12 protein-coding genes and 2 pseudogenes are annotated in these 14,667 nt (G+C 74.8%); 4 read left to right on the plus strand and 10 right to left on the minus strand.

Going from position 1 to position 14,667, the window contains the following annotated elements:
• Positions 1 to 562: 562 nt before the first annotated feature.
• Both ACSNOB_RS29045 and lysS read right to left on the minus strand, forming a co-directional pair.
• On the minus strand, positions 563 to 913 hold the full coding sequence (locus ACSNOB_RS29045; RefSeq protein WP_342672168.1) for a histone-like nucleoid-structuring protein Lsr2: 351 nt from the start codon (positions 911 to 913) through the stop codon (positions 563 to 565).
• A 109-nt stretch (positions 914 to 1,022) separates the two neighbouring features.
• Entirely contained in the window at positions 1,023 to 2,531 is a 1,509-nt protein-coding gene (gene lysS / locus ACSNOB_RS29050) for a lysine--tRNA ligase (protein WP_436690266.1), read from the minus strand.
• 91 nt (positions 2,532 to 2,622) lie between these two features.
• Between lysS and ACSNOB_RS29055 the strand changes: the two genes are divergently transcribed.
• Entirely contained in the window at positions 2,623 to 3,363 is a 741-nt protein-coding gene (locus ACSNOB_RS29055) for a class I SAM-dependent methyltransferase (protein WP_436690268.1), read from the plus strand.
• Positions 3,364 to 3,451: 88 nt separating this feature from the next.
• Here ACSNOB_RS29055 and ACSNOB_RS29060 read toward each other — a convergent pair whose 3' ends face one another.
• From ACSNOB_RS29060 to ACSNOB_RS29090, 7 genes and pseudogenes are all read right to left on the minus strand, one after another.
• A complete protein-coding gene (locus tag ACSNOB_RS29060; protein WP_436690270.1) occupies positions 3,452 to 4,210 on the minus strand; it encodes a type III pantothenate kinase in 759 nt (252 codons plus the stop codon).
• Between the two features lie 32 nt (positions 4,211 to 4,242).
• Positions 4,243 to 5,139: a carboxylating nicotinate-nucleotide diphosphorylase gene (gene nadC / locus ACSNOB_RS29065; protein ID WP_436690272.1), complete on the minus strand. Its 897-nt coding sequence runs from the start codon at positions 5,137 to 5,139 to the stop codon at positions 4,243 to 4,245.
• Positions 5,136 to 6,830, minus strand: coding sequence for an L-aspartate oxidase (locus ACSNOB_RS29070; RefSeq protein ID WP_436690274.1), 1,695 nt, complete (start codon positions 6,828 to 6,830; stop codon positions 5,136 to 5,138). The genes nadC and ACSNOB_RS29070 overlap by 4 nt, the downstream gene beginning before the upstream one ends.
• Positions 6,831 to 6,912: 82 nt before the next feature.
• Positions 6,913 to 7,728, minus strand: coding sequence for a septum formation family protein (locus ACSNOB_RS29075; protein WP_436690286.1), 816 nt, complete (start codon positions 7,726 to 7,728; stop codon positions 6,913 to 6,915).
• Positions 7,729 to 8,118, minus strand: a pseudogene (panD, locus tag ACSNOB_RS29080) (aspartate 1-decarboxylase); the annotation flags it as partial.
• Positions 8,119 to 8,157: 39 nt separating this feature from the next.
• Positions 8,158 to 9,006, minus strand: coding sequence for a pantoate--beta-alanine ligase (panC, locus tag ACSNOB_RS29085; protein WP_436690276.1), 849 nt, complete (start codon positions 9,004 to 9,006; stop codon positions 8,158 to 8,160).
• 29 nt (positions 9,007 to 9,035) lie between these two features.
• Positions 9,036 to 10,013 (minus strand): Rossmann-like and DUF2520 domain-containing protein, encoded by a 978-nt coding sequence (locus tag ACSNOB_RS29090; protein WP_436690278.1) that lies wholly within the window; start codon positions 10,011 to 10,013, stop codon positions 9,036 to 9,038.
• A 154-nt stretch (positions 10,014 to 10,167) separates the two neighbouring features.
• Here ACSNOB_RS29090 and ACSNOB_RS29095 point away from each other — a divergent pair, with 154 nt between their 5' ends.
• From ACSNOB_RS29095 to ACSNOB_RS29105, 3 genes and pseudogenes are all read left to right on the plus strand, one after another.
• A complete protein-coding gene (locus tag ACSNOB_RS29095) occupies positions 10,168 to 10,479 on the plus strand; it encodes a hypothetical protein (protein WP_436690280.1) in 312 nt (103 codons plus the stop codon).
• Between the two features lie 4 nt (positions 10,480 to 10,483).
• A pseudogene (locus ACSNOB_RS29100) lies at positions 10,484 to 11,676 on the plus strand (SAM-dependent methyltransferase).
• Positions 11,673 to 12,860: an NADH-quinone oxidoreductase subunit D gene (locus tag ACSNOB_RS29105; protein WP_436690282.1), complete on the plus strand. Its 1,188-nt coding sequence runs from the start codon at positions 11,673 to 11,675 to the stop codon at positions 12,858 to 12,860. Before ACSNOB_RS29100 ends, ACSNOB_RS29105 begins: the two are co-directional and overlap by 4 nt.
• Positions 12,861 to 12,932: 72 nt before the next feature.
• On the opposite strand, the gene ACSNOB_RS29110 is transcribed toward ACSNOB_RS29105, so the two are convergent.
• Positions 12,933 to 14,582 (minus strand): hypothetical protein, encoded by a 1,650-nt coding sequence (locus ACSNOB_RS29110; RefSeq protein WP_436690284.1) that lies wholly within the window; start codon positions 14,580 to 14,582, stop codon positions 12,933 to 12,935.
• Between the last annotated feature and the right edge of the window lie 85 nt (positions 14,583 to 14,667).

Raw genomic sequence — 14,667 nt, forward strand, 5'->3', positions numbered from 1 at the left:
TTGTGGTTGAGCATCCGGGCCTCTTCCTGGGCCAGGACGACAACCCGTCGCGCTCGGTCGGTGAACCGCTCGAACATGCCCTCGTGCTCCTCACGTGCCGTGCGCCTTGATGGTCAGATCTCGGCGGGGCCGGTGCGCGGACGTCCGGGACGGGCGTCCGTGCCTCATTACTCTATCGCCGCAGACCGACTCCGCTGAGGTCGTGTCTCCCCGTCGGAGGCCGCGTACGCGTCGTTTTACACAACCGTCCGCGCTCAGGGGGTGTTCCGCGACCCCTGTCTGTACGCGCAGAGCGAAATTCGGCCGTCGCCCGGCAGCCGCCCGCAGGCGGCGCCGGCGCCGAGGCGGCCCCGGTCCGGGCCGCCCGGGATGTCGTCCACAGGCTGTGGACAGACTCTCCACCGGCTGTGGACAACGACCGTCGGGACGGAATTCTTCCCGGTCCGGCGCATCTCCGGGCGGATACGGCGACGCCGGCCGCGCAGCCCCGACGGGGCGGATACGGCGACGCCGGCCCGGAGTCGTGCTCCGGCCCGGCGTCTGTCGCCCGTCGGCGGTCGGGTCAGTGACCGGCCTTGGAGTGGTATTCGTCGACGATCTCCTGCGGGATCCGACCGCGGTCGGAGATGTCCTTGCCGGCCTTCTTGGCCCAGGCGCGGATCGCCTTGTTCTGCTCGCGGTCGGCGGTCGCGCCGCCCCGGCCACGCGCGGCCCGGCCACCCACGACCACACCGCCCCGGCCCACCTTGGTGCCGTGGGCGATGTACGGAGCGAATACGTCACGCAATTTCTCGGCGTTCGAGCTCGACAGGTCGATCTCGTACTGAACGCCGTCGAGCGCGAACTTGACGGTCTCGTCAGCGTCCCCGCCGTCCAGGTCATCGACCAGCTTATGAATGATCTGCTTGGCCACGTCCCACATTCCTTTCGAGCAGGGTGCTCCTGCAAACTGAGAGCACAATAACCCCTGCGACGCTTGCCGCGTCAATAGGATGCGGTAACGACCCGCCGCGGGTGCGCGACTACTCCGGCCGCACCAGGGGGAAGAGGATGGTTTCCCGAATTCCCAGGCCGGTCAGCGCCATCAAGAGCCGGTCGATTCCCATTCCCATACCCCCGGCCGGCGGCATTCCGTACTCCATCGCCCGGAGAAAGTCCTCGTCCAGCCGCATGGCCTCGTCGTCGCCGCGGGCCGCGAGCTGCGCCTGGGCCAGCAGCCGCTCCCGCTGCACCACCGGGTCCACCAGCTCGGAGTACGCGGTCCCCAGCTCGAAACCGAGCACGTAGAGGTCCCACTTCTCGGCCAGCCCCGGCTCGCTGCGGTGCGCCCGGGTGAGCGGGCTGGTCTCCTCCGGGTAGTCGCGCACGAAGGTGGGCGCCTGAAGACCGGGGACGACCAGTTCCTCGAACAGTTCCTCCGCGAGCTTCCCCGGCCCCCACTTCGGGTCGACCGCCAATCCGACCTTCTCGGCGTACTCGACGAGACGAGCGTGCTCGGTGCGCACGGTGACTTCCTCGCCGAGCGCCTCGGAAAGCACCCCGAAGAGGGTCACCGACCGCCACTCGCCGCCGAGATCGAACTCCCGGCCGTCGGCGTGGGTCACCACGGTCGAGCCGCCGACCGCGATCGCCGCCTGCTGCACGAGATTGCGGGTCAGCTCCGCCATCGTGTCGTAGTCGCCGTACGCCTGGTATGCCTCGAGCATCGCGAACTCCGGCGAGTGCGAAGAGTCGATGCCCTCATTACGGAAGTTGCGGTTGATCTCGAAGACGCGGTCGACGCCGCCGACGACGGCCCGCTTGAGAAACAGTTCAGGCGCGATTCGCAGATACAGATCGGTGTTCAGCGCATTGCTGTGGGTGACGAATGGCCGGGCCGCCGCGCCGCCGTGCAGCAACTGGAGCATCGGGGTCTCCACCTCGATGAAGTCCCGGTCGTGCAGGGAGTCGCGCAGGCTGCGGACGGCCGCCGCCCGGGTGCGCACCATCTGGCGCGCCTGCGGCCGGACGATCAGGTCGACGTAGCGCTGGCGGACCCGCGCCTCCTCGCTCAGCGGCTTGTGCGCGACCGGCAGCGGGCGCAGCGCCTTCGCGGTGACCGCCCACTCCTCGGCCAGCACGGACAGCTCGCCCCGGCGGCTCGTGATCACCTCGCCGGTCACCCCGACGAGGTCGCCGAGGTCGACGAGGCGCTTCCAGTCGTCCAGGCGCTCGGCACCGACCCGGTCCAGCGAGAGCATCGCCTGCAACTCGGTGCCGTCGCCGTCCCGGAGCGTGGCGAAGCACAGCTTGCCGGTGTTCCGTACGAAGATCACCCGACCGGTGACCGAGACCCGGTCACCGGTCGCGGTGTCGGTGGGCAGTTCGGCGTACTTCTCGCGGATCTCGGCCAGAGTGCTGGTCCGGGGAAAACCGACCGGGTACGGCTCGACGCCCTCGGCGAGCATCCGGTCCCGCTTCTCCCGGCGGACCTTCATCTGCTCGGGAAGGTCGTCGGCGGGATCGACTGGCACGGGGTTCTGCTCGGTCACGGCACGCTTCCTCAGAAGGAGATTTCGGGCGGGGTCAGGCCCCGAGCGTACTCAAGGCTCCAGGAGGCCGTTACGGGATAACCTGCCGGCCATGACCGACCCCACTGCCGCCCTGTCGTTCGGGGCCGCCGCGCGCGAGTACGACCGGTTTCGCCCCCGCTACCCGGAGGCCGCCGTGCGGTGGGCGCTCGCCGGGGTGGAGGCGCCCGCCCGCGTCGTCGACCTGGGCGCCGGCACCGGCATCCTCACCCGGGGCGTGCTAGCCCTCGGCCACGAGGTGGTGCCCGTGGAGCCGGACGCCGCGATGCGCGCCCAACTGGAGGTCGCCACCCCGGGCACGACTGCCCTGGCCGGCAGCGCCGAGGCGGTGCCGCTGCCCGACGGCACGGTCGACGCGGTGCTCGCCGGACAGGCGTACCACTGGTTCGACCGGGAGCGGGCGCACGCCGAGATCGCCCGGCTGCTCCGGCCCGGCGGGACGTTCGCCCCGATCTGGAACACCCGGGACGAGCGCGTCGACTGGGTCGCCGAGTTGAGCCGGATCGCCCACCTCGGCGACAACGCCGGCAGCGTGGTGGAGAAGTACGGCGACTTCGGCTCCGCCTTCGAGCCGACGGAGCTGCGGGAGTTCGCCCACACCACGACACTCACCCCCGACGAGGTGGTCGCGATGCTGCACACCCGCTCCTACTGGCTGACCGCGCCCGCCGACGAACAGGACAGGATCGACCGAGAACTCGGCGAGCTCTTCACGAGCCACCCCGAGCTGGCCGGCCGGGAGTCTGTCGAACTCCCGTACCGCACGTTCGTCTTCCGCGCCCGGCGGCGCTGAACCGCCGAGGGTTTCCGGGCAGCCCGACCGGCGGAGGGATCAAGTTTGACCGCCCCGAGCCGGTCGGGCTGCCCGGAAACCCCCACGCTCAGACGTTGCGCTCGTAGACCATCCGCAGGCCGATCAGGGTGATCATGGGCTCGTGGTGGGTGATCGTGCGGCACTCGTTGATCACCAGGCCCGCCAGCCCGCCGGTGGCGATGACGGCCTTCACCTCGCCCAACTCCTCGACCATCCGCTCGACGATGCGGTCCACCTGCCCCGCGAAGCCGAAGTAGAGGCCGGACTGGAGGCACTCGACGGTGTTCTTGCCGATCACCGAGCGGGGCCTGGTCGCCTCCACCTTGCGCAGCTGGGCGGCCCGGGCGGCGAGCGCGTCGAAGGAGATCTCGATGCCCGGCGCGAAGGCGCCGCCGAGGAACTCGCCCCGGCCGCTGATCACGTCGAAGTTGGTGGTGGTGCCGAAGTCCACCACGATCGACGGCCCGCCGTAGAGGGTGTACGCGGCCAGGGTGTTCACCACCCGGTCCGCGCCCACCTCCTTGGGGTTGTCGATGGCGAGCTGCACACCGGTGCGCACCCCCGGCTCGACGATCACGCTCGGCAGGTCCGCGTAGTAGCGGGACAGCATGGTGCGCAGCGAGCGCAGCGCGGCCGGCACCGTGGAGCAGGCCGCCACCCCGGTGATCTCGACCGCGTCCCCGGCGAGCAGGCCCCGGAACTTCAGGCCCAGCTCGTCCGCCGTCGACCGCGCATCGGTCTTGATCCGCCAGGAGTGCACCAGCTTGTCGCCGTCGAAGGTCGCCAGCACGGTGTTGGTGTTTCCGATGTCGATGCAGAGCAGCACGCACGCAGCCTAGACAACGAGGGGCGGCCGGTTCACTCGGTGCGCAGGTCCATGGCGATGTCGAGGATCGGCGAGGAGTGGGTCAGCGCGCCGACCGACAGGAAGTCGACGCCCGTCGCCGCGTACCGCGCCGCGACGTCGAGGGTCAACCCGCCGGTCGCCTCCAGCTCGGCCCGGTCCCCCACCGAGGCGACCACCTCGGTCAGCGTCTCCGGGGTCATGTTGTCCAGCAGCAGGAAGTCCGCGCCGGCCTCGACCGCCTCGACCGCCTCGGCCACGGTGTCCACCTCGACCTGCACCGGCACGTCCGGGAAGGTCTCCCGGACCCGGCGGAAGGCCGCCGTGATTCCGCCCGCGGCCAGCTTGTGGTTGTCCTTGATCATCGCGACGTCGTGCAGGCCCATCCGCTTGTTCGTGCCGCCGCCGGCGCGGACCGCGTACTTCTCCAGGGCGCGCAGGCCCGGGGTGGTCTTGCGGGTGTCGAGCACCATCGCCTTCGTGCCGGCCAGCGCGTCCGCCCAGGCCCGGGTGTGGGTGGCCACGCCGGACATCCGGCAGAGCAGGTTGAGCGCGGTGCGCTCGGCGGTGAGCAGCAGCCGGGTCGGGCCGGTCACCGTGGCCAGCACGTCACCGCGCGCCACCCGCGCGCCGTCGTGGGCCACCACCGACACCTCGACCGTACGGCCCGCGCCGGTCGCCTCGCCGACCAGCTCGAACACGGCCGCCGCCACGGCCAGCCCGGCCACCACCCCGTCGGCGCGCGCCACCAGGTCGGCCGTGTCGGTCTGCCCCGCCGGGATGGTGGCGACGCTGGTGACGTCCAGGAAGTCCGGTCCCAGGTCCTCGGCGAGCGCGTTCTCGATCACCCGCCGCACCTGCGCCGGGTCCAGGCCGGCGTCCCGCAACGCCCGTTCCGTCGACTCCGTCATCGGATCCCCTCCCACTGAGACGTCAACCGGCCCTGCGCCCCGACCGCGCCGACGAGGTGGCCGTGCCACCGCTCGTCGGCTGTCGGGAAGTCCTCCCGCCAGTGGCAGCCCCGGGTCTCCCGGCGGGCGTACGCGGCGGCGACCAGCGCCGACGCCACGGTGATCAGGTTCGTCGCCTCCCAGTCGGCCGTCCGGGGCCGGCCCCGGCCCTCGCCCAGCCCGATCAGGACGCCCGCGGTCCCCGCCAGGGTCTCGGCCGACCGGAGCACGCCCGCGCCCCGGGTCATCGCCCGTTGCAGGGTCGGCGTCGCCTGGGCCGGGACCACCCAGCCCTCGCCGCCGACCCAGGCGCCGGTCGGCGCCGGCTGGGCCTGCTCCGGCAGCCCCACCGCGATGTCCTCGGCGATCCGCCGGGAGAAGACCAGCCCCTCCAGCAGCGAGTTGCTGGCCAGCCGGTTCGCGCCGTGCACGCCCGTGCAGGCGACCTCGCCGCAGGCGTACAGGCCCGGGATCGACGTGCGGCCGCGCAGGTCGGTGCGGACCCCGCCGGAGGCGTAGTGGGCGGCCGGGGCGACCGGGATCAGGTCGGTCGCCGGGTCGACGCCGATGGCCAGGCAGGACGCGACGATGGTCGGGAAGCGCCGGGCCAGGAAGTCGCCGCCCAGGTGCCGGGCGTCGAGGAAGACGTGGTCCGCGCCGGTGGCCAGCAGCACCCGGTGGATGCCCTTGGCCACCACGTCCCGGGGCGCCAGCTCCGCCAGCTCGTGCTGCCCGAGCATGAACCGCTTGCCGTCGCCGTCGACCAGGTGGGCGCCCTCGCCGCGCAGCGCCTCGGAGACCAGGGGCTGCTGGGCGTGCCCGGCGCCCGGCACGCCGGCGCCGGCCGGGGTGATCAGCGCGGTCGGGTGGAACTGGACGAACTCCACGTCGGTGACCGCCGCGCCGGCCCGCATCGCGAGGGCCACCCCGTCCCCGGTCGACACGGCCGGGTTGGTGGTGGCCGCGTAGATCTGGCCCATCCCGCCGGTGGCCAGGACGACCGCCCGGCCCAGGATGGCGCCCACGCCGTCCTCGCTGCCCTCGCCGAGCACGTGCAGGGTGATGCCGCAGGCCGGGCCGAGCCCGCCCGGGCCGTCGCCGGGTGCGCGCAACAGGTCGAGCACCAGGGCGTGCTCCACCAGCCGGATCCACGGGTCGCGCCGGACGGCGGCGTGCAGGGCCCGCTGCACCTCGGCGCCGGTGGCGTCGCCGCCGGCGTGCACGATGCGGTCCGCCCGGTGGCCGCCCTCGCGGGTGAGCATCAGCGAGCCGTCCGGGTGGCGGTCGAACTCCGCCCCGATCCGCATCAGCTCGCGCAGCCGGGTCGGGCCCTCCTCGACCAGCACCCGCACCGCCGCCGGGTCGCAGAGCCCGACGCCGGCGATCTCGGTGTCCGAGGCGTGCGCGGCCGGGGTGTCGTGCGGGTCGAGCACGGCGGCGATGCCGCCCTGCGCCCAGCGCGTCGAGCCCTCGTCGATGTTGACCTTCGTGACCACGGTGACGTGCAGGCCCGCCTCGCGCAGGTGCAGCGCGGCGGTGAGCCCCGCCACCCCGGAGCCGACCACGATCACGTCGGTGGTCTCCACCCAGCCGGGCGCGGGGGCGGCCAGCAGTCGGGGCAGGGCCGGCAGGTCGACGGTCGGAAGGTCCATGCCCACAGTCAACCCGAAGGGCCCTCGCGGGGGGCGGCGGGGGCGGGACGAGTGGTTTGGGCCATCGCGTCCGGAGCGAGGGCTACTCCGCGCGGACGGGGAGGGCGGCCGGGCCGGCGCCCTTGAGGGATCCGGTGACCGTACGGTGGTCGAGCCAGAGGTAGCAGCGGACCCCGCGGTCGCCGACGCGCCACCGCCCGGCTCCCGGCGGGCGCACCACCACCCCGCTGCGGAAGCGCAGGTCCGCGTCGTCCGGCACCCCGACGTAGCGGCTGAGCACCGAGCGGCAGCCGGCGTAGAGCGGCACCCAGTCGGCGGCCCGGGTCGGGTACGGACGGTCAGGCGACCGCCACACCCCGACGAACTCCGCGTCGTGCCGGGTGGCGCAGTCGACCGGGAGCAGGGTCCGCACCGCGCCGCCGCCGGCCCGCGTCTGCTGGCAGCCCAGCCGCAGCGGCGACGGGCCCCGCAGCGCGTCCCGCAGGCTGCCGGAGCGGGTCACCACCGTGGCGGCGGCCTCGACGGTGCTCACCTCGGTCAGGTCGCAGCGGTACCACCGGGAGCCCGCCGCCCAGCCGGGCCCGGAGGGCAGGGCCACCGCCAGCCGGAGCCGGCCGGCCCGCCAGTCGTCGCCGACGTGCCCGGTGGCGCGGGCGTCGCAGTCGGCGAACGCGCCCCGCAGCTCCGCCGAGCCACCGGGCGGCGGGGTGGCCCGCTCGGCCGGGAAGGCGCCCACGTGCACGGTCTCGACCCGGTGCGGCACCGCGCAGTCCACCGGCGCGTACGCCGCCAGGGTCACCACGTCGGTGAAGTCGGCGGCCTGGCAGACGCCGGCGGCCGGGGTGAACGGGCCGGGGGCGGGCAGGGCGGCCCAGTCGTCGACCAGGTCACCGTCCAGCCCGGCGGTGCCCGGGGCGGCGGTGGTGGGGTCGGTGTTCAGGTCGACGACCCGGTTGTCGGCGTCGACGTGCACCACCCGCGGCCGGTACGCCCGGGCCTCGGCGTCGTCCATCTGCCCGTACGAGATGAGGATGACCAGATCGCCCGGGTGCACCAGGTGGGCGGCGGCGCCGTTGATGCCGATCACGCCGCTGCCCCGCCGGCCCGGGATCACGTACGTCTCCAGCCGGGCCCCGTTGGTGATGTCCACGATCGCCACCTGCTCGCCGGGGATCAGGTCGGCGGCGTCGAGCAGGTCCTCGTCGACGGTCACCGAGCCGACGTAGTGCAGGTCGGCCTGGGTCACCGTGGCGCGGTGGATCTTCGACTTGAGCATGGTGCGCAGCATCGCGGTGCCTTTCGCGGAAGGTGGTGGGGGTCGGTCGGGTCAGGAACGGGGGGCGAGCCGGATCGCCGCGTTGTCGATCAGCCTGGTGCCACCGACCCAGGCGGCGACGAGCAGCCGCGCCGGACCGGACACCGGCCCCGGCTCCAGGTCGGGATCGGTGAGCACCAGGTAGTCGAGCCGCGCGCCCGGCGTACCGGCGCCGAAGGCGGCGTGCGCGGCGGCGAGCACGGCCCCCGCGTCACCGCCCGCGTCGGCGACCTCGGCACCGGCGCGCAGCGCGGCCGACAGGCTCAGCGCGACCTCCCGCTCGGCCGGGGAGAGGTAGCGGTTGCGGCTGGACAGGGCCAGCCCGTCCGGCTCCCGCACGGTGGGCACCCCGACCACCTCGACCGGCACGTCGAGATCCCGGGTCATCCGCCGCACCAGGGTGAGCTGCTGGTAGTCCTTCTCACCGAAGAACGCCAGGTCCGGGCGGGTGAGCTGGAGCAGCTTCAGCACCACCGTCAGCACCCCGTGGAAGAACCCGGGGCGGCTCTGCCCCTCCAGGTCCTCACCGAGCGGTCCCGGGTTGACCCGGACGCGGGGCTGGCCGTCCGGGTACATGTCCGCCACCGAGGGTGCGAAGACCACGTCCGCGCCGGCCCGCCGGCAGATCTCCAGATCGGCGTCGAGGGTGCGCGGGTAGCGGTCGAAGTCCTCGTTCGGCCCGAACTGGAGCGGGTTGACGAAGATCGTGACGATCACGTGGTCGGCCCGCTCCCGGGCCGCCCGCAGCAGCGTCTCGTGCCCGGAGTGCAGCGCGCCCATGGTCATCACGACGCCGACGGTGCCCTTGAGCCCCTCGCGCGCCGCGGCCAACTCGGCGCGGGTGTGCACCAGTTCGGTCACGCGGTCACCTCCACCGGCCGTCGAGCCGTTCACGCGGCCACCTCCCGTCGGGTCCCGGCCAGCACGCCGAGCAGCGACTCCGCGTCGACCGGGCGGAGCCGGCCGGCGGCGATGGCCCGGTCGGCCGTACGCCGGGCCAGGGCCAGATAGGGCGCGACCGACTCGGGCGCGGTGGCGGCGAGCCGGGCCAGGTGGCGCTCCACCGTGCCGGCGTCGCCCCGGGAGACCGGGCCGGTCAGCGCGTCGTCGCCGAGGCGCAGCGCGTTCTCCAGGGCGGCCCGCAGCAGCGGGGCGAGCACCTTCTCCGGCTGCGCCACCCCGGCGTCGCGCAGCCGGTCGGCCGCCTCGTTGACCAGGGTCACCAGGTGGTTGGCGCCGTGCGCCAGCGCCGCGTGGTAGAGCGGCCGGTCCGCCTCGCCGACCCACTCCGGCACGCCGCCGAGGTCGGCGACCAGCCGGGCGGCCAGGGGGCGCAACTCCGCCGGGGCCGTCACCCCGTACGAGATGCCGGCCAGCCGGGCGAGGTCGTCCGGCGTACCGGTGAAGGTCATCGCGGGGTGCAGGGCGAGCGGCCGGGCGCCGGCCGCGACGGCGGGGGCGAGCACGGCCAACCCGTGCGCGCCCGAGACGTGCGCGACCACCTGGCCGGGACGCAGCGCGCCGCTGTCGGCCAGGGCGGCGACCACCCCGGCGAGCGCGTCGTCCGGCACGGCGACCAGCAGCAGGTCGGTGGCCGCGCGGGCCACGGCGGCGGCGGAGCGGTGCGGCACCCGGGGAAGCAGCAGCGCCATCCGGGCTCGGGAGGCGCCGGAGCCACCCGTGGCGGCGACCACCCGGTGACCGGCGGCGGCGAGCGCGGCGCCCAGCACGGCGCCGACGCGGCCGGCGCCGACGACACCGACGGTGAGGGTGCGGGGGAAGGAGAGCGGGGCGCCGGATGTGGCGCCGCCCGACGGTACGGCGGCCGCACGCGGGGCTGCCGCGCGCGGGCGCAGCGGTGCGCTCATGGCAACGATCCAGTCCTCGAAGGGGGTACCGGTCGATCGCAAGTATGCGCCGCGCTGACGGAGCCGAAACAAGGGTCTGTGAAAACCTTCACCGGCCGGTGCGTGGGGCCGTTCCCGGCGGCGCGGGCGGGCGGTCGCGGCTACAGTGCCGCCTGTGACGCAGCGGGTCGTGGTGGACGATGTCGGGATCTGGACGGAGGACGACCGGCACGCCTTCGGCTGGCCCTGGTCGGAGATCCAGCACGTCTCCGTCGCCGCGCTGTCCCTGCCGGAGCACCGGCACCTGTACGTCGAGGTCACCCACGTGTCGGGCGAGTTCACGGAGGTCGGCGAGACCGTCGACGGCTTCCGGGAGGCGGTGCGGGACATCGCCGCCCGCGCCGGGCGACCGGCCCCCGACCTCGACGCGCTCCGGCCCTCCGACGCCGTGCTGGAGATCTGGTCGCCCGCGCGGAACGAGGGGTGACCTGATGCCGGTCCGCTGGCGGAACGCCATGGACCGGGCGCTCTACGGGCCCGGCGGCTTCTTCGTCTCCGGCTCCGGCCCGGCCGACCACTTCCGCACCAGCGTGCACGCGTCCCCGGCCTTCGCCACCGCGCTGCTGCGACTCGTCGAGCAGGTCGACGCCGCGCTCGGCCACCCGGCCCGGCTGGACGTGGTGGACGTGGGAGCGGGTCGGGGTGAGTTGCTGCGCGCGCTCTCCGCCGCCGTGGGGGTTGCCGGGGAGCCCCGACTCCCCCGGCCGCCGCCCGGTCCTCGCCCTCGTCCGGCCCGTCGTCCGCCGGTCCCGTCCCGTCCGCGCCGGTTGCGCTCGCCCATCGGGTACGCCTCACCGCCGTCGAGAAGGCTCCCCGACCGGCCGACCTGCCTGCTGGAATCGAGTGGCTGGACGGGATCCCCGACGGGATCACCGGGCTGCTGACGGCCACCGAGTGGCTGGACAACGTGCCGCTCGACGTGGCGGTGCACACCGCCGACGGCTGGCGCTACCTGCTGGTCGACCCGGCCACCGGTGAGGAGACCGTGGGCGACCCCGTCGACCCGGCCGACGCGGACTGGCTGGCCCGGTGGTGGCCGGTGCCGGGGGCTGGCGCGGACGGGACCGGCCCGACCGGGTCGGGGTTCCGGGCGGCCCGCCCCGCGGAGGGATCAAGCCTGACCGCCCGGAGCGGGCCGGGTCGCCCGGAACCTCCCACCGGGATGCGAGCAGAGATCGGCCGGACCCGCGACGACGCCTGGGCCGCGGCGGTGGGCAAACTCGACCGGGGGCTGGCGTTGGCCGTGGACTACGGGCACCCGCGCGACGGCCGGCCCGTGGCCGGGACGCTGACCGGGTACCGGGGCGGGCGGCAGGTGCCGCCGGTGCCGGACGGGAGCTGCGACGTCACCGCGCACGTCGCCGTCGACTCGGTCGCCTCCGCCGGTGAGCGGGTCGCCGGGTGCGCGTACGACCTGGTGTCGCAGCGGGAGGCGCTGCGGGCGCTCGGGGCCGACGGCGGGCGACCACCGCTGAGCCTCGCCGCCACGGACCCGGCCGGGTACGTGCGGGCGCTCGCCGCCGCGTCGGCGGCGGCGGAGCTGACCGACCCGGCCGGGCTGGGCGGGCACTGGTGGCTACGGCAACCGGTAGGCGTCGACCCCGAGCGGTTCATGGCACGATGACGGGCATGACCACGGACGCCGGCGACCTCCGCGAGCTGACCGTCGGCACCGGGGCCGGCCTGGTGGCGGGCACCGGCGGGGAGCAGCTCGGCACCGACATGGTGCTCAACATCGGGCCGCAGCACCCCTCCACCCACGGCGTGCTCCGGCTGAAGCTCGTGCTCGACGGCGAGCGGGTGGTGGCCTGCGAGCCGATCGTCGGCTACATGCACCGGGGCGCGGAGAAGCTCTTCGAGGTCCGCGACTACCGGCAGATCATCGTGCTGGCCAACCGGCACGACTGGCTCTCGGCGTTCTCCAACGAGCTGGGCGTGGTGCTCGCCGTGGAGCGGCTGATGGGCATGGAGGTGCCGGAGCGGGCCACCTGGCTGCGGATGGCCCTCGCGGAGCTGAACCGGGTGCTCAACCACCTGATGTTCCTCGGCTCCTACCCGCTGGAGATCGGCGCGATCACGCCGATGTTCTACGCGTTCCGCGAGCGGGAGACCATCCAGGCGGTCATGGAGGAGGTCTCCGGCGGTCGCATCCACTACATGTTCAACCGGGTGGGCGGGCTCAAGGAGGAGGTGCCGTCCGGCTGGACGGGCCGGGCCCGGGCCGCCATCGCCGAGGTCCGCCGGCGCATGCCGGACCTGGACAACCTCATCCGCCGCAACGAGATCTTCCTGGCCCGTACCGTCGGCGTCGGGGTGCTCACCGCGGCGGACGCCGCCGCGTTCGGCGCGTCGGGGCCGGTCGCCCGCGCCTCCGGCCTCGATCTGGATCTGCGCCGCGACGAGCCCTACCTGGCCTACGACCAGCTGGACGTGCCGGTGGTGACCCGCACCACCGGAGACTGCCACGCCCGCTTCGAGGTGCTGCTCGACCAGGTGTACGCCTCGCTCGACCTCGCCGAGCAGTGCCTGGACCGGGTGGACCGGCTCACCGGGCCGGTGAACACCCGGCTGCCGAAGGTGCTCAAGGCGCCCGAGGGACACACCTACGCCTGGACCGAGAATCCGCTCGGCATCAACGGCTACTACCTGGTGTCCCGGGGCGAGAAGACGCCGTGGCGGCTCAAGCTGCGCACCGCGTCGTACGCGAACGTGCAGGCGCTGGCCACCCTGCTCCCCGGCTGCCTGGTGTCGGACCTGATCGCCATCCTCGGCTCGATGTTCTTCGTGGTCGGCGACATCGACAAGTGACCCCGGGGGCGGAGCCCCTCGGGCCCTCGTCGCGCCGGGCGCCGGTTGTGCGTCGTGCGCCGGTGGGCGCGGTCAGCGCCAGCGGTCGGCGGAGCGGGCGCCGCCCGCCCGGGGCGCGTCGTCCCGCGGCGGGTAGCCGTAACGCTCCTCCTGCCGCCGGCCGTACCGCTGCGGCTCGGGCTCCGGCTGGTGGGGGCGGTGCGCCTCGGGCTGGTGCCCCCGCTGGCGGGGCGGGCGCCACTCGTCGGGCACCGGCACCCCGCCGGCCGGCAGGGCCGGTGCCTCCTCCGGCTCCACCCGGCCGCCCCGCCATTCGCCGTCCGACCGGCGCGGCTCGTCCCGGCGGACCGTCGCCCACCGGTCCGCGACGCGGTACTCGGTGCCGGTGCCGTCCGCGTGCACCTCGGCGCGCCGCTCCCCGACCCGCAGTTCCCGGCCCCGGTCGTCGTCCCGCACGGCGGCCCACCGGTCACCGGCGCGCAGCTCCGACCAGTACTCGCCGCTCTCGGGCCCCGCCCCGTCGGGCTGGTACGGCCGGCCCGGCGCGGGCTGCTCGGCCCACGCCGCCGGCCCGCCCGCGGCGTCCCGGCCCCGGTCGTCCCACTGCTGTCCGGGCTCCGGCCGCGGCCCGCGTTCGTCGTGCCGGCCCGACCACCCCCGGTCGTCCCCCTGGCCGGGCCACCCGCGCCCGTCGCGCGACCAGGCCCGGTCGTCCCGGGGTACGCCGGGCGTCGCCCACGACCGGTCGTCGCTCCGCCGGGAACCGTCGTCGTCGCGGTGGGACCGGTCCTCCTCGCCGTAGCCCGCCCAGGGCCGGTCGTCCGAACCGCCGTGGCCGGCGCGCGACCGGTCGTCCGACCCACCGGACCACGGCTGCTCCTCCGGCCCGGTGGACCAGCGACCCGCGTACCCGCCGCCGTACCGGGTGCCGGCGTCACCGGGCACAGGTGCGGCGCCGTCCACGATGGTGTGCCGCGTGGTCACGTGCACGGTCTCGGTGTGCCGCACCACCCCGAGCGGGCGGGCGGCGGGCTGGCTGTCGGGCTCCGCCGGCCGGGCCGCCCCGTACACCCCGGCCGATCCGCTGGCCGGCCGCTCCGCGCCGGGCACCGCGGCTGACCCGGTGGTGGGCCGGTCCCCGCCGTACCCGCCGGCCGGCGCGGCTGCGGGCCGCTCGGCGCGTGGGCCCGGCTGGGGCCGGCGGACGGGCTCCTCGTCGTCCCGGTCGGCGCGTCCCCAGCGGGACGCCGCCTCGTCCTGGCCCGGCGCCCGCCCCCGACCGGAGAACCCGTCGTCGGCGGCTCCCCGGGCCGGTCCGGCACCGGCCTGATCGTCGATCCCGGCCAGCGCGGCGCTGCTGGCCTCCAGCCGCCGGCGCAGCGCGGTGACCGCCTCCTGCGCCCGCTGGGCCTCGTCGAGCGCCTGGTTGCCGCGCTGGGCGGCGGCGACGATCTCGCCACGTAGCTCGCGGCGGAGTTGCTCGATCTCGTCCAGCAGCTCCTCGGTCCGGGCCGGGGCCGTGCCGTCGGCGCGCAGGGCGATCGACAGGCCGATCAGGACCACGGCCAGGATGGCGAGCACGGCGGCGAAGCGCAGCGGACCGTTGCCGTCGGCGACGAGCAGGATCAGCGCCGCCACCGGCGCCAGCGCGACGCCGATCCAGAACAGCACGGTCAGCAGCGGTGGATTGCGCTTGTCGGCGGGGGCGACCGGGGCTGGCATGGGTCCGCAGCCTACCGAGAGTTCCTCCGCCTGGGAACGGCTGGAGCGTTCCCAGGCGGGACACCGGGGCGGTCTCTTATACACA

The organism is Micromonospora sp. URMC 106 (genome assembly GCF_051386395.1).
Lineage (GTDB): Bacteria > Actinomycetota > Actinomycetes > Mycobacteriales > Micromonosporaceae > Micromonospora.

Bases quoted from the DNA above. Each gene is read 5' to 3' on its own strand.
- ACSNOB_RS29055 (WP_436690268.1), top strand. From the start codon at position 2,623: ATGACCGACCCCACTGCCGCCCTGTCGTTCGGGGCCGCCGCGCGCGAG.
- nadC (WP_436690272.1), bottom strand. From the start codon at position 5,139: ATGACGGAGTCGACGGAACGGGCGTTGCGGGACGCCGGCCTGGACCCG.
- ACSNOB_RS29070 (WP_436690274.1), bottom strand. From the start codon at position 6,830: ATGGACCTTCCGACCGTCGACCTGCCGGCCCTGCCCCGACTGCTGGCC.
- ACSNOB_RS29090 (WP_436690278.1), bottom strand. From the start codon at position 10,013: ATGAGCGCACCGCTGCGCCCGCGCGCGGCAGCCCCGCGTGCGGCCGCC.
- ACSNOB_RS29105 (WP_436690282.1), top strand. From the start codon at position 11,673: ATGACGGGCATGACCACGGACGCCGGCGACCTCCGCGAGCTGACCGTC.
- ACSNOB_RS29110 (WP_436690284.1), bottom strand. From the start codon at position 14,582: ATGCCAGCCCCGGTCGCCCCCGCCGACAAGCGCAATCCACCGCTGCTG.